Origin of the sequence: Scytonema hofmannii PCC 7110 (genome assembly GCF_000346485.2) — a bacterium.
In the GTDB taxonomy this organism is placed as follows: domain Bacteria; phylum Cyanobacteriota; class Cyanobacteriia; order Cyanobacteriales; family Nostocaceae; genus Scytonema; species Scytonema hofmannii.
Genome location: NZ_KQ976354.1, coordinates 10047527 through 10061677 on the forward strand (window position 1 = coordinate 10047527; position 14151 = coordinate 10061677).

At 42.9% G+C, this 14151-nt stretch carries 11 protein-coding genes and 1 other RNA gene; 8 read left to right on the forward strand and 4 right to left on the reverse strand.

Annotated elements, in window-relative coordinates:
* Window positions 1-118: 118 nt before the first annotated feature.
* From WA1_RS42405 to WA1_RS42415, 3 genes are all read left to right on the forward strand, one after another.
* Window positions 119-1264, forward strand: coding sequence for an NACHT domain-containing protein (locus WA1_RS42405; protein ID WP_017748467.1), 1146 nt, complete (start codon window positions 119-121; stop codon window positions 1262-1264).
* Between the two features lie 81 nt (window positions 1265-1345).
* Window positions 1346-1891 (forward strand): NACHT domain-containing protein, encoded by a 546-nt coding sequence (locus WA1_RS60870; protein ID WP_017748466.1) that lies wholly within the window; start codon window positions 1346-1348, stop codon window positions 1889-1891.
* A complete protein-coding gene (locus WA1_RS42415) occupies window positions 1884-4433 on the forward strand; it encodes a HEAT repeat domain-containing protein (protein ID WP_066613223.1) in 2550 nt (849 codons plus the stop codon). Before WA1_RS60870 ends, WA1_RS42415 begins: the two co-directional genes overlap by 8 nt.
* A 19-nt stretch (window positions 4434-4452) precedes the next feature.
* Here WA1_RS42415 and menH read toward each other — a convergent pair whose 3' ends face one another.
* The 3 genes from menH to WA1_RS42430 all read right to left on the reverse strand — a co-directional run bounded on the left by menH (window position 4453) and on the right by WA1_RS42430 (window position 7191).
* On the reverse strand, window positions 4453-5277 hold the full coding sequence (gene menH, locus WA1_RS42420) for a 2-succinyl-6-hydroxy-2,4-cyclohexadiene-1-carboxylate synthase (RefSeq protein ID WP_017748464.1): 825 nt from the start codon (window positions 5275-5277) through the stop codon (window positions 4453-4455).
* Between the two features lie 558 nt (window positions 5278-5835).
* A complete protein-coding gene (gene tnpA / locus WA1_RS42425; protein ID WP_026135214.1) occupies window positions 5836-6243 on the reverse strand; it encodes an IS200/IS605 family transposase in 408 nt (135 codons plus the stop codon).
* 546 nt (window positions 6244-6789) lie between these two features.
* On the reverse strand, window positions 6790-7191 hold the full coding sequence (locus WA1_RS42430) for a metal-sensing transcriptional repressor (RefSeq protein ID WP_017748461.1): 402 nt from the start codon (window positions 7189-7191) through the stop codon (window positions 6790-6792).
* Window positions 7192-7397: 206 nt separating this feature from the next.
* Here WA1_RS42430 and WA1_RS42435 point away from each other — a divergent pair, with 206 nt between their 5' ends.
* The gene (locus WA1_RS42435; RefSeq protein ID WP_017748460.1) at window positions 7398-8615 is read left to right on the forward strand and encodes an HhoA/HhoB/HtrA family serine endopeptidase; all 1218 of its coding nucleotides are present in this window, start codon (window positions 7398-7400) and stop codon (window positions 8613-8615) included.
* Window positions 8616-8710: 95 nt separating this feature from the next.
* Here the strand turns inward: WA1_RS42435 and WA1_RS42440 are convergent, their stop codons facing one another.
* The gene (locus tag WA1_RS42440; protein ID WP_017748459.1) at window positions 8711-9091 is read right to left on the reverse strand and encodes a hypothetical protein; all 381 of its coding nucleotides are present in this window, start codon (window positions 9089-9091) and stop codon (window positions 8711-8713) included.
* Between the two features lie 171 nt (window positions 9092-9262).
* Between WA1_RS42440 and hslO the strand changes: the two genes are divergently transcribed.
* The 4 genes from hslO to ssrS all read left to right on the forward strand — a co-directional run bounded on the left by hslO (window position 9263) and on the right by ssrS (window position 14009).
* Window positions 9263-10168: an Hsp33 family molecular chaperone HslO gene (hslO, locus tag WA1_RS42445; protein ID WP_017748458.1), complete on the forward strand. Its 906-nt coding sequence runs from the start codon at window positions 9263-9265 to the stop codon at window positions 10166-10168.
* Window positions 10169-10320: 152 nt separating this feature from the next.
* Window positions 10321-12414, forward strand: a complete 2094-nt coding sequence (locus WA1_RS42450) for a chromosome segregation ATPase (RefSeq protein ID WP_033336587.1) — start codon at window positions 10321-10323, stop codon at window positions 12412-12414.
* 171 nt (window positions 12415-12585) lie between these two features.
* Entirely contained in the window at window positions 12586-13764 is a 1179-nt protein-coding gene (locus WA1_RS42455) for a 5-(carboxyamino)imidazole ribonucleotide synthase (RefSeq protein WP_017748456.1), read from the forward strand.
* Between the two features lie 61 nt (window positions 13765-13825).
* Window positions 13826-14009: non-coding RNA, 6S RNA (ssrS, locus tag WA1_RS42460), on the forward strand.
* The last annotated feature ends 142 nt before the right edge of the window (window positions 14010-14151 follow it).

Here is a 14151-nt window from a genome sequence, read left to right on the forward strand (position 1 = left end):
AGCATTGGAGTAGCCTAGATAGAGTTTTAGATGCAGCAGCTTCCATTGCGGAATTTTAAGCAGGTAGGCTTAAAGTGCAATAGGAATTAAAAAGTTAATTACATAAGGGGAGGAAATAATGTTGACAGGAACAGAACTGTTAGCTCTCTGGGGGGTGCAGGCTACTGTCGGGTTCCTATTTAAAGAGGTATTTGTCAAACTATCGCAAGACGCCATACAGGATGCTTTTAAAGAGTACCTTAAAGATTTTTTTAAAGGTATTTTTAAAGAAGGACTAGATTTAGCTAAAACAAGAGCTTTAATAGTGGCTTACGGGAAAGCTAATAAATTATTTGTTGAATTATGGCAAGCTGAGCTTGAAGAAACAGGAATTGGCGAGTCGGAAATTCAGCAAAATTATAGTGATGCAATAGATAAATTCATTCGCGCTCAACCAGTGAGAGCAGCCCTTGGTAAACCTTTGCAAACAGCACTAGGTATAACATTATCAGATGATACTTCTGCTCTTGATGCTGAATTAACAAACATTTGGAATGAACTCAATTTATTCGATTTACCTTCGACATTTCAATGGCAAAATGTAGCCAATAAGTATACCAGAAGAGTCAAAGCTCTAGCTGCGGATTCAGATGAATTACGTCCACTATTAAATTCAGAAACTCAAGAAGAGATTAAGGAGAGAATTCAGCAAAATGCTCCTATCGCACCTGATTTTAAATTTAGTCGTTATCAGCAGGGTTTAAGAGACGCTTTTAGTAATCTAAAACTGGATTACCTACATACTAGCGGTTATAAATACACCTTGCAATTATGGAATATATTTCAGCCAACAAATGTGCAGGAACAGAATGTTTCACAACCAACTATATGCTCAATTTTGGATATACTAAACAAGCAGCAAATTTATAAATATACAGTTATCTTAGGTAATCCAGGATCTGGTAAGTCTACTTTAGTGCAGTATAAAGCTTTGGAATGGGCAAGAACTTTAGGAAGCAATCTGTCAATCCAAGAATTGCCATTATTGATTGAATTACGCAATTACGTTGAGAATCGAGAAAAGAATTCTTGTAAAGATTTTTTGGATTATTTCCATAGCGCAACTGGGGTCGTTGGTGGAAATCTTAATCAAGGAGAACTCCATGAATGGCTGAGTAACAATCAAACCATCGTTATGTTTGATGGTTTGGATGAGGTGCTGGATAATAGGGAACGAGAAAATATCATAATTGACGTTATTAACTTTACTAAAACATATCCGTGATCGCGTGTTATAGTCACCTCTCGCGTCATTGGTTATGAACCGCAAGGTTATCGATTTCGCCATGCTAATTTTCGGGAGTTCATGCTGCAAGATTTAGATACAGAGCAAATTTGTGCATTTGTCCAGCAATGGCATAAATTAGCTTTTGAGGATCGAATTGAAGGAGAGAAAAAACGTCAGCGCCTACAAAATTCGCTTAGCTCCCGCGCTTTTCAAGAACTGGCTGGGAATCCCTTGCTACTTACCATGATGGCAATTCTGAATCGACATCAAGAACTACCAAGGGATAAATCCACTCTGTATGAACAAGCCTCAGAAGTGCTATTACATCGTTGGGACTATGAAAGAAACTTACCAGCATCCAGCGAATTAGATTCTGGAGTCAATAAGTATATTGATTATCAAGATAAACGAGAAATGTTGCGTCTGGTAGCTCACCCGATGCAAGCATCTAGCAACACTCTGGCTAATAAAATCGGTAAGGAAGATTTGGAAGCGACTTTAGTTGAGTATCTGCAAGATAAATTTCCTCCTGACAAAGCTAGAATGGCAGCCAGAGATTTGCGGAAAATTCTCACAACTCGCAGCTTTATTTTATGCTTTTTTGGGGGCAGATGGATTGGATGAAATCTTTGAACCCACTAAACGCGAAGAGGTTGTTATAGATATTATTAATTTTACTAAAACCTATCCTGACGTGCGAGTTATGGTAACGTCTCGTGTCATTGGCTATAAACCGCAACTCTTGCGCGAGGCTAAGTTTCGTCATTTCATGCTACAAGATTTGGAGTTGGAACAAATTGAGGATTTTCTCAAAAGATGGCATGATTTAGCTTTTGGTAACAGCCATGATAAAGAACGAAAAAGGGAGCGCTTGCGTGCAGCGATTGACGCATATGCTCCTATTAGGGAACTGGCTGGTAATCCCTTGCTTCTAACAATGATGGCAATTCTCAATCGCAATCAAGAATTGCCAAGATACCGTGCTGAACTTTACAAAAAAGCTTCACGAGTCCTTCTAGAACAATGGGATGTCGAAAGATCGTTAGTCGATAAGACTGTTTCTGTTGATTATAAAGATAAACAGGCGATGTTGCGTCAGGTTGCTTACTATATGCAAACCAATAAAAAAGGGGCGGCTGGTAACTTGATTAACGCAGAAAATTTAGAAAGTATTCTCACTAGTTATTTGCAAAAGAGAAAGGTAAATGATTCCACTAATGTTGCAAATTTAATTATTCAACAACTCCGGGAACGCAACTTTATTTTATGCTTCCTGGGTGCAGAGTACTATGCTTTTGTGCATCGAACTTTTTTAGAATATTTCTGTGCGACGGAGTATGTTTGGCAATTTGAGGAAGAACGAAGTATTACGCTCAAGGAACTAAAGACAGACATTTTTAGCAAATACTGGCAAGATGAATCTTGGCATGAAGTTCTTCGCCTCATTGCGGGAATGCTGAGTGCCAAATTTATAGGTGAGATTATTGACGAGCTCATAGAAAAAAATGGTGAAGCACAAAAATTCAGTAACTTATTTCTAGCTGCTCAGTGTTTTGCAGAAGTCAAAGATAGCGAAAGCATCTCGTCAACTGCTACTCGATTACTTGAGCAGATCAAAAAATTAACCAAGTACGATCTCCATTACTATTACGGACAATTCGATTTTGAAGAGACAAGCCTAGTCTCTAAAATTCGCACCCAAGCCGTTGCAACTGTTGCAACAACTTGGAAAGATCATCCAGAGACATTCTTCTGGCTCAAAACTCGCGCCACAAGTGATGAAGATTCCGATGTGCGAACAGCCGCAGTGCAACAGTTAGCCACAGCATTCAAAGATGACCCTGAGACATTATCCTGGCTCAAAACTCGCGCCACAAGTGATGAAGATTCCGATGTGCGAACAGCCGCAGTGCAACAGTTAGCCACAGCATTCAAAGATGACCCTGAGACATTATCCTGGCTCAAAACTCGCGCCACAAGTGATGAAGATTCCGATGTGCGAACAGCCGCAGTGCAACAGTTAGCCACAGCATTCAAAGATGACCCTGAGACATTATCCTGGCTCAAAACTCGCGCCATAAGTGATGAAGATTCCGATGTGCGAACAGCCGCAGTGCAACAATTAGCAAAAGCATTCAAAGATGACCCTGAGACATTAACCATTCTCAAAACTCGCGCCACAAGTGATGAACATTACAGTGTGCGAAGAGCCGCAGTGCAACAGTTAGCCAGAACAAAAGCATTCAAAGATGACCCTGAGACATTAACCATTCTCAAAACTCGCGCCACAAGTGATGAACATTACAGTGTGCGAACAGCCGCAGTGCAACAGTTAGCCACAGCATTCAAAGATGACCCTGAGACATTAACCATTCTCAAAACTTGCGCCACAAGTGATGAAGATTCCGATGTGCGAACAGCCGCAGTGCAACAGTTAGCCAGAGCATTCAAAGATGACCCTGAGACATTAACCATTCTCAAAACTCGCGCCACAAGTGATGAAGATTACAGTGTGCGAAGAGCCGCAGTGCAACAGTTAGCCAGAACATTCAAAGATGACCCTGAGACATTAACCATTCTCAAAACTCGCGCCACAAGTGATAAATATTACAGTGTGCGAACAGCCGCAGTGGAACAGTTAGCCAGAGCATTCAAAGATGACCCTGAGACATTAACCATTCTCAAAACTCGCGCCACAAGTGATAAATATTACAGTGTGCGAACAGCCGCACTGCAACAGTTAGCGCACGGATTCAAAGATGACCCTGAGACATTAACCATTCTCAAAACTCGCGCCACAAGTGATAAATATTACAGTGTGCGAACAGCCGCACTACAACAGTTAGCGCACGGATGGAAAGATGAACTAGGAATGTTTGGATTTTTGTGCAATATTGCTGTCAATGACCCCTTTAAGCGTAACAACGACTTTGAAGACAACCCCCGGCAAATAGCACTTATGGCAATTATCCAACAACATCCCGATCGCTCCCGGATTATGCCAGTGTTAAAGAATAGGGCAAAAAAAGATCGAGATCCGAAAGTGCGAGACTTTGCCAAAAAAGAATTGAGGAAACGGGGAGTAAAAATCAGATGGTACGAGTCTTTATTGTACTTTTTCCGTAATCTGAACTTCTCTCGGTTCATCCGTGACAGGTTAAAGTAAAGTCAAATTTGTCAGCCTTCTAGTGGGCTGTCGCTTCTAGAAAAAATTTATTAACACTTTCAACAAAAGCCAAAGTATTTTCAAAATGAATATTATGTCCTACGTTATCAATTATTTCTAATTGACATGATTTACAAATCTCAGTCATTTTTGTATTGATATCTACAAATTTTTCATCATATTCACCGACTAGTAAAAGCAAAGGAACTGTATTGTATTGCAGTTGTTCCCATAACGAAGGTTGTTGTCCAGTCCCCATGAAACGTAATGACTTAGCCAATTCAATTGGATTATTTTGCAATCGGCTTTCTATCAAAATTTCAAAATGAGGATGCTTTTTAATCAAGCCAAAAATCCCTTGATTGTACCAGTTTGAAAGGTAAGTGACAAAGTCATTTCTGTCAACGCTTCTTTCTAATTTTCTGGCAATTTGTTCATCACGCTTTATTCTCTCTTCTCGTTCAGCAATTGTTGCTAAACTAGGAGAAGCTGACTCCAAAACAACTTTTGAAAAACGCTGTGGAAAATGGAGGGTGAGATATAAAGATAGCCTTCCACCCATTGAATAACCCACTAAAAAGCATTGAGAAATTTTGAGTTCGTCTAGTAAATGGATCAAAGCCATGGCAGTGTTTGCCATTGTATAGCGATCGCTGTCACCAAATACCCGTGTTTTCCCATGTCCGGGAAGATCGACTGTGAGACAGTAAAATTCGGTCGATAGTAATGTTATTGCTTCGTCAAATTCATGACTGTTACCCATGAATCCGTGTAAAAACAAAATTACTGGTTTATTGGAAGAACCAGTAAAGGTGTAGTGAAATTGATAATTTTGTGGATTCATGGGTAGAGCAGGAATGGAGCAGATCTTAATTTTAGGATTTAGCTCAGGCGATTGGAAATCGCGGCTAGACAGACAAAACCCGCCTGCGCGGGTTGTGGAGATGATCGCGGCGTGAGCAAAATTCCACCGAATCTATGGGATTTTTTCGCCCAGGCGATTGGAAATCGCGGCTAGACAGACAAAACCCGCCTGCGCGGGTTGTGGAGATGATCGCGGCGTGAGCAAAATTCCACCGAGCTATGGGATTTTTTCGCCAAGGCGATTGGAAATCGCGGCTAGACAGACAAAACCCGCCTGCGCGGGTTGCGGAGATGATCGAGGAGTGAGCAAAATTCCATCGAGCTATGGGATTTTTTCGCCAAGGCGATTGGAAATCGCGGCTATACGGACAAAACCCGCCTGCGCGGGTTGCGGAGATGATCGGGGAGTGAGCAAAATTCCACCGAGCTATTGAATCTTATACTAAATCTGGAATTAAATACCTCCTTAGTGTTTAGTCCGCGTAGGCGGACTTCGTTTGTGTAACCGCGATTTCCAATCGCCAAGGCTAAAAAAGGGCTATAACAACTCCCAATCAGAAATTATTGATTTTTGCTGATGATGAAGAGGCTGATTTCTAATATAGTTAGCTACGTTATCTACACCATTATGACTAACAGTAAATACTCCATAACCACCTTGCCACTTAAAAAATTCACCTGGTTTGATGTCATGAGTTACAAAATGAGATGAGCTACCTTTAATTTGTTTTATTAATTGAGCTATATTTAGAGTAGTAGGAAACCCTACTAGTAAGTGAATATGATCTTCAATACCTCCAATGGCAATTACCGTGCATTCTAGTTGAGTGCATTCCTTAATAATTACTGCATAAATTTGTTTCTGAATATCCGGTGTAATTAGGGGCAATCTATCCCAGGTTGACCAGACGCAATGTAAATATAACTGGGTAAAATTTGAACGCATTTCTTTGACAAGATTTTTTTCCAAACTTATTTGATAGATGCCTGAAAATAAAAAATCGTATCTACACAAACAAAATATCTGATAATCTCCTTTATTAAGGAGAATGTATAGATTTTATAAATTAGCATTGAAGCTATTCTATTGTGATTAATTTTAGATGTTATGAAACCCGTATATACGCGGAAATAAAAAACTATTTATTACTTAAGAAATAATCTGTGCCAATAGAATTATATTCAGCGAAGTTTTACAATACTAAATCCGTTTTTATAACCCGACAAAGATGGTCGTCAACAACCCGCGCAGGCGGGTTTCGCCTGTATAGCAGCGATTTCCAATCGCCCGGTATTCAACCCAACCCGACAAAGATGGTCGTCAACAACCCGCGCAGGCGGGTTTCGCCTGTATAGCAGCGATTTCCAATCGCCCGGTATTCAACCCAACCCGACAAAGATGGTCGTCAACAACCCGCGCAGGCGGGTTTTGCCTGTATAGCCGCGATTTCCAATCGCCCGGTATTCAACCCAACCCCACAAATGATAGTCTTCAAGGCAAAAACCGATCTAAGGCCGCCTTAAGTTGTTCAAGTTCATCTTCAATATTGCCCTCTTTTGCCGCTCTAGCAATACAATCTGTTAAATGTTCATCTAAAACAATTCTCGCTACCCGATCCAACGCTCCTCTGACAGCAGCAATTTGCAATAATACATCAGGACAAGGGCTACTTTGCTGCACCATTGTCTTAATGCCCCGAATGTGTCCTTCTATACGCGATAGCCGATTGACAATTCGCCGTAAAGACTCTTCACTATGAACGTGTGAATGAACCGAATCTTCGTGCTTGTGATGGTGTTGCGTATTCTCGCGATCGCTATTGTCACAAAGTAAATCCTCTTCCTGTTGGGAAACTGGTGAGGATTTTTTGGGTAATCGAGTCGATCCGTTCATGGTTTTGCTTAAGAGAGTGCAGCCAGTCAATTAAATCCTAACCCAGACAAAAGAAATGGGGATGAGGGGTATGAGGGGAAGTGGGGGAAACTTGGAGCGGAAAACAACCGTCAATGGACAGTGATTGTTATCAAACTGTAAAAATAGGTGTTAGAGACTATTTTCTCATCTAGCAACAATTTAGGCTAAAACTTTAGGTTGTGGTTATGCGATTTTCCCACTTTCCCCGGTCAATACGTCAACTCACTACTCACGTGTTAGCAATTGTTTTGGGAGTTGTGTTAACTGTTAGCTCTTTGCGCGTGTTACCCTCCCAAGCAGAACCAGCACCCATTTCTCCAACCGCCGCTCCACCACAACTCATCGCTCAACGCGAGTCACCAGCAACGGCTGCTATTAGTAGCAGTAGCTTTGTGACAGCAGCAGTGAATCGTGTCGGAACAGCCGTTGTGAGAATTGATACCGAACGTACTATTTCTCGTCGCGTTCCCGATCCCTTCTTTGACGATCCCTTTTTCCGCCGATTTTTTGGTGACTCTTTTCCACGACAAATGCCCCCCGAACAAATGCGCGGTTTGGGTTCGGGTTTTATCATCGATAAAAGTGGACTAGTTGTCACTAATGCCCATGTGGTAGATAAGGCTGATAAGGTAACAGTCCGCCTCAAAGATGGTCGCACTTTTGAAGGTAAGGTACAAGGTGCTGATGAAGTTACCGATTTGGCAGTTGTTAAAATCAATGCTGGTGGAGATTTACCAGTTGCTCCTTTAGGTTCTTCATCTAATGTACAAGTGGGAGACTGGGCGATCGCGTTAGGAAATCCCTTAGGATTAGATAACACTGTGACTTTAGGGATTATCAGTACCCTCAGACGTTCTAGCGCTCAAGTTGGAATTGGTAACAAGCGCTTGGATTTTATTCAAACTGATGCAGCCATTAACCCCGGTAATTCTGGGGGACCACTGCTCAATGGTCAAGGTGAAGTTATTGGTATCAATACAGCCATCCGTGGCGATGCTATGGGTATTGGATTTGCTATTCCCATTGATAAAGCCAAAGCGATCGCTGCCAAACTGCAACGAGGGGAAAAGGTCGATCACCCATTCATCGGCATACAAATGGAGGATTTAACTCCTGAAGTGGCAAGGCGAATCAACTCCGATCCTAATTCTCCCATTCAAATTCCAGAAATTAATGGTATTTTTGTCGCTCGTGTTGTACCAAACTCTCCTGCTGCTGCTGCAGGTATTCGTCCGGGAGACGTAATTATTGAAGTTGATAAACAGCGAGTGAGTAAGGGGGAACAGTTGCTCGATATCGTAGAAACTAGTCGGGTTGGTCAGACATTACAGTTAAAAGTACAAAGAGGTAACCAAACACAGCAAGTCTCAGTACGCACGGCTCAATTGAGAGATGCTTCGTAGGTTGGGTTGAGGCACGAAACCCAACATCCATCAGCATATGTTGGGTTGCTTGAAGGCAAGGTGCGGCATAGCCCACCCTACGCCTTCCCTACCCCCTACCCCCTCGCTAAAAACTGACGCAAACTCAACAAACTCAAAGTTTGGCCCAAAGAAAGCGGTAAGATTGTCACTCCTTCTATGCGAGATTGAACCCAGCCTTCTCCCCAGTACCATTCGTGAAACCCGTCTATTCCCTGACTTAGTAGCAATCGCAGGCAATTAGAACCCGCCACATCCACACGATGGTGAATCGCAATCAGTCCGGTACGAGTAACAAACTCAAACCCAGATTTTAGCTCTTCTGGCATTCCAGAGGAAAAACCACCATGAGGTAGCCATTTTTCTAGTTCTGTTGGTCGCAATATACTGTTACGAATTGCGATCGCTGGTGCTTCTATTTCTATCCGTAGTTGACTTTTCTGAAAATTACCTAACATTTTTTAGAAATTCATAATTTACAATTTGCAATTCAGTCATTCACAAGAACACTCCCTACTCCCCAATCTTAGAGGATGTTTAAGTTAAGTTTTGTTATACTAGGGTAACGATCTCGCCCGTGCATAACAATGGCCGGGTGTGTCAGTCAAACATTATTGGTAAGGATTTTCATGGCCGATCAATTAATTCGCGCTACAGCAGCTGATGGCGGCATTCGTGCAGTAGGCGCTATTACCACACGTTTGACAGAAGAAGCAAGAGCGAAACACAAACTTTCCTATGTAGCAACAGCTGCCCTAGGTCGGACTATGGCTGCCGGTCTTTTAATGGCTTCTAGTATGAAGCGTTCTGGCTCAAGAGTCAATGTCCGAGTCAAAGGTGATGGACCCTTGGGTGGTATATTGATAGATGCAGGGCTAGATGGAACGGTACGCGGTTATGTAGACAACCCAGATGTGGAACTGCCTCCAAACAGCAAAGGTAAGTTGGATGTTGGTGGCGCAGTTGGTAAGGGGTTTCTTTATGTTGTGCGCGATGTTGGGTATGGATATCCTTACTCAAGCACGGTGGAACTTGTTTCTGGTGAAATTGGCGACGATGTGGCTCATTATTTGATGACTTCCGAACAAACACCTTCAGCTGTTGTGTTGGGTGTTTTTGTAGAAGCTAGTGGAGTGACTGCGGCGGGCGGTTTACTGGTACAAGTATTGCCCAAAGCAGCTAGAGATGAAGCGCTTGTGGAAAAGTTAGAGTCACGGGTTGCTGCTTTAAGAGGGTTTACACCTTTGCTGCAAGCTGGTAAGTCTTTGACAGAAATTTTTCAAGACTTATTGGGAGACATGGGATTAGTTGTATTTCCCGAAAGACAAATGCTGCGCTTCCACTGTGGTTGCTCTTTTGACCGAGTGCTAGGAGCACTTAAGATGTTGGGACAGGCAGAACTGGAAGACATGATGGTCAAAGATAATGGTGCTGAAGCCACTTGTCATTTTTGCGGGACAGTGTACAACGCAAGTCGAGATGATTTGGCTCAACTTATTGTAGACTTGCAAGCAGAATCTTCTGTTGGAAGATAAAGTATAAAAAAGTACTGTTTAATTGTGAAAAGTCATGGTATATGTGGATAATATGGATATAGTATAACTTTCTGATAGTGAGAAAGTTACTATGGCAACAGCAGAGGTTTGGCGCTATAACAGTCGCTATTCGTTTATTTTTGGTGTGAGCAATGACAGCAGAGCGGGATATGCCAGAAAGTTGGTTGCCGGGTCGAGCAAGAGAGCCAGATGATATGACAGAATTATCCCCGGAGAAACAATATAACAGCAATGACGCGTCTGGTGTACCAGCTACTGGTTCTAACTCCAAGTCTGTGAAACGCCCAAAAGACATTCATTCGTCAGAAAAGTCGCCTTCAGATAGTCAGCCCAACAAACCCACTCCACCCAGTGGTTATGGAAAATTGCCAAAATGGACAAAAAGTTGGGTACTGTGGACACTATTATTAGCAATGGTTCCCGGTGCCATCGCTTTCATGGCAACAGCAATGCTGTTAAAGTTGCCTTCAGCGCCCAACTGTCCCTCGATTTTCTGGCCACTGGCAAGTGCGTCAGTGCGGTTGCATTGCGCTCAGTTAGCAGCTTCCAAACAGACAGTAAAAGACCTTCTGCAAGCGATTGACCTCGTAAAGCAATTGCCACCAAATCATCCACTGCGAACCGAAATCGATCGCTACATGGAAGATTGGTCAAAGGACATCTTAGAACTAGCTGACCAGAATTTTCAGTTAGGAAGGCTAGAAAAAGCGATTGAGACGGCGCGAAAAGTGCCAAATGATGTTTCCGCTTATAAAGTGGTGGAAGAACAAATTACCAAATGGCAAACAATTTGGTCAAAAGCAGAAGGAATTTATCAGGACTCAGAAGCGCAATTGCGCGAGCAAAACTGGCATCAATCATTTATGCTGGCTGCTAAGTTGCTGCGAGTGGATAATAAGTATTGGTCAACGACTAAGTATGATGAACTCAATCGTCTGATTGTCAGTGCGCGAGAAGATGGTGATAAGTTAGCAAAAGCCAAGGGTCTAGCAGACACTAGATCGGTAGAGAATATACTCAAAGCGATTAAGCTGACAGAATCTATTGAGAAAGACAGTTACGTTTATCAGAAAGCTCAAGCAACCCTTAGGGAATTTGGACGCAAAATACTAGCGATCGCACAAACAAAATTAGATCGGCGCGATGCAGATGCAGCAATTGAACTCGTACAGAAAGTTCCGGTTGTGACAGGGTTAAAGTTAGAGGTCGAGGACTTTATCGCGATCGCAGAAGCGCAAAAAAGTGCTTGGACGGGGACTGTTTTTGGTTTGGAAGCAGCGATTTCCCAAGCCCAGCAAATAGACATTTCCCGACCAGTGTATGAAAAAGCACAAAAATTTATTGCTCTTTGGCAGTTAGAGATTGAAGATGTTGCCCGTTTGGAAAAAGCAAGAACGCTAGCAACCCAAGGAAGTGTGAGCGATTTATCAGCAGCTATTGCTGAAGCACAGCTGATTCCAGCCAGCAATCCCCGCGCCCAGGAAGCAAGACAAGATATTGGTCGTTGGGTTGCCCAAGTACAAATCATAGAAGACAGACCATACTTGGATCGTGCCGATCAAATCTCCTTGTTTGATGATGTGAATTCATTACAGGCTGCGATCGCCGAAGCAAGTCAAGTTCGTAGAGGACGTGCGCTTTACCGAGAAGCAAGAAGAAAAATTGCCACATGGACGGAGAAAATTCAACGGACTGAAGATCAGCCCTACTTAGACAGAGCCAGAGCACTTGCTAGTAGCGGCGATTTACCCTCAGCCATTGAAACAGCAAGACAAATTAGCCAAGGGCGAGCGCTTTCACAAGAAGCACAAGCATCCATAGATGAATGGCGAGGTCAACTCCGCGCCAGAGAAAACTGGAAAAGAGCAAGAGAAACAGCACTTGTTGGCACTCCAGAAGCATTAGCAGAAGCAATTCGGGTAGCCAATAGAGTGCCAGAGGGAAGCTCATTATGGAGCGATGTCAGTATAGCTGTTGACCAATGGAGTCAGCAATTGTTAGATATAGCTCGCGCTCAAGGAGAATCTGACATGGCTAAGGGTATTGAAACAGCTCGATTAATTCCACGAGGGACTTCTGCCTATAGTGCAGCACGAGACCAAATTAGAGCTTGGGAAGAATTTCTCAATCCTCCCGCGCCACAAATTGAACCACAGGTAACACCAGAAGCAACTCCTACAGAGGAACCGACTAGTGAGCAACCGACAACGGTCGAAGGTCAGTAGTATACTTAATAGGGGAGTAGGGAGTAGGGAGTGGGGAGTAGGGAAGAGGGGTTTTCTTGCGCTCAGCTAACTTGAGAGCCTCGTTATGCATGAAAGAAACTTTCTTTCCCCCACTCCCTACTCACCACTCCCCACTCCCCTGTTTCTTGAAAGTAATTCTTTAAGATGTCAATGAAACGTGTTGGTATAATCGGTGGCGGGCAATTGGCATGGATGATGGGAAGTGCCACAAGAACGTTAGGAGTGGAATTACTGATTCAAACTCCTGGCACAAACGATCCTGCAGTATCTGTAGCTAAAGATATTATTTTTGCTCCAATCGATGACGCTAACGCTACGGCAAAGCTCGCTCAAAAGTGTGATGTCATTACTTTTGAGAATGAGTTTGTTAACATAGATGCTTTATCAAAGCTAGCAGAGCAAGGAGTTTGTTTTCGTCCCAGATTGGAGGCTTTAAGCCCTCTTTTGGATAAATATCACCAACGGTGCTATCTACGAGACTTGGGTTTACCCGTTCCGAAGTTTGTTGATATTCCTGAAGAAGAGAGGGAGAGGAGAGGAGAGGGAGAGGGGGGGAGAAGTGCAGCCTTAGTCTCCAATGCCCAGCTAAGTTTTCCAGTTGTTTTGAAAGCTCGCCGTCACGGTTATGATGGTCAGGGGACATTTATCATAAAAGAACAATCTGATTTAGATCGGAAACTAGATTCAGATTCAAAAAATATCTCAGGTTTTTTATTAGAAGAATACGTTCCTTTTGAACGAGAACTAGCAATCATCGCCGCACGTTCTACGAATGGTGAGATAATGACTTACCCGGTTGTGGAAACCCAACAGGAAGAACAGGTTTGTCGTCGAGTCATTGCACCAGCCGATATTCCAGAACAAGTCGCTTTGGAAATCGAGGATATTGCTCGTATTTTACTCAACAGCTTGCAAACTGTGGGAGTTTTTGGAATTGAGTTATTTCTTAGGGCGGATGGCAAAGTACTAGTTAATGAATTGGCACCCCGTACCCACAATTCCGGGCATTTTTCTCTGGATGCTTGTAAAACTTCGCAATTTGAGCAGCATTTAAGAGCAGTTTGTGGTTTACCTCTGGGCAACACAGCGATGGTTTGCCCCAGTGCTGTGATGATTAATCTTCTGGGATATGAAAATGCTCAGAGCGACTATCTGGACAAACGCCAGCAAATAGAGCAAATTCCCCAATCACACGTCCACTGGTACGGAAAGAATGAATCTCGTCCGGGTCGCAAGCTCGGACACGTTACCGTTTTGCTGGATTCGCAAAACCGCGATCGCACAATGGCGATCGCCCGTAATATAGAATCCATCTGGTATTCCAAGTAAGCCTGCAAGAAATTTTCAACGGAAGAATACACAATATTTTTTTAAAAGCTATAATGAATTTGTTGCACTGTGACGTTGGTGACTGCCATAAAGTTTTTTGATCTATGCCTTAAAAATAAGGGAATCAAGGAATTCTCGTGGCAGTAGACCGGGCAAAGCACCCGGAAACTTTAAACGAGAGAACTCGGTACCCACCTGGTTTATCCAGGTCATAAACTTAGGTAAAACGGCGTCGTGGTGACACAAAATTACAAGCTCCCAAGGTCAAATGAGACTTGGGAGCTTTTAATTGTGTGTTAGTGGTTAGTGGTTAGTAGTTAGTAGAGGTGCAAGGTATTGCGTCCGCACATAATAACTGATTTGCAGTAAAATATTTTACTTGCCAAC

Coding starts and splice junctions, on each gene's coding strand:
- tnpA (WP_026135214.1), bottom strand. CDS start 6,243: ATGCGTTCAAATTTTACCCAGTTATATTTACATTGCGTCTGGTCAACC.
- menH (WP_017748464.1), bottom strand. CDS start 5,277: ATGAATCCACAAAATTATCAATTTCACTACACCTTTACTGGTTCTTCC.
- WA1_RS60870 (WP_017748466.1), top strand. CDS start 1,346: ATGCTGCAAGATTTAGATACAGAGCAAATTTGTGCATTTGTCCAGCAA.
- WA1_RS42430 (WP_017748461.1), bottom strand. CDS start 7,191: ATGAACGGATCGACTCGATTACCCAAAAAATCCTCACCAGTTTCCCAA.
- WA1_RS42440 (WP_017748459.1), bottom strand. CDS start 9,091: ATGTTAGGTAATTTTCAGAAAAGTCAACTACGGATAGAAATAGAAGCA.
- WA1_RS42455 (WP_017748456.1), top strand. CDS start 12,586: ATGAAACGTGTTGGTATAATCGGTGGCGGGCAATTGGCATGGATGATG.
- WA1_RS42405 (WP_017748467.1), top strand. CDS start 119: ATGTTGACAGGAACAGAACTGTTAGCTCTCTGGGGGGTGCAGGCTACT.
- WA1_RS42435 (WP_017748460.1), top strand. CDS start 7,398: ATGCGATTTTCCCACTTTCCCCGGTCAATACGTCAACTCACTACTCAC.
- hslO (WP_017748458.1), top strand. CDS start 9,263: ATGGCCGATCAATTAATTCGCGCTACAGCAGCTGATGGCGGCATTCGT.
- WA1_RS42450 (WP_033336587.1), top strand. CDS start 10,321: ATGACAGCAGAGCGGGATATGCCAGAAAGTTGGTTGCCGGGTCGAGCA.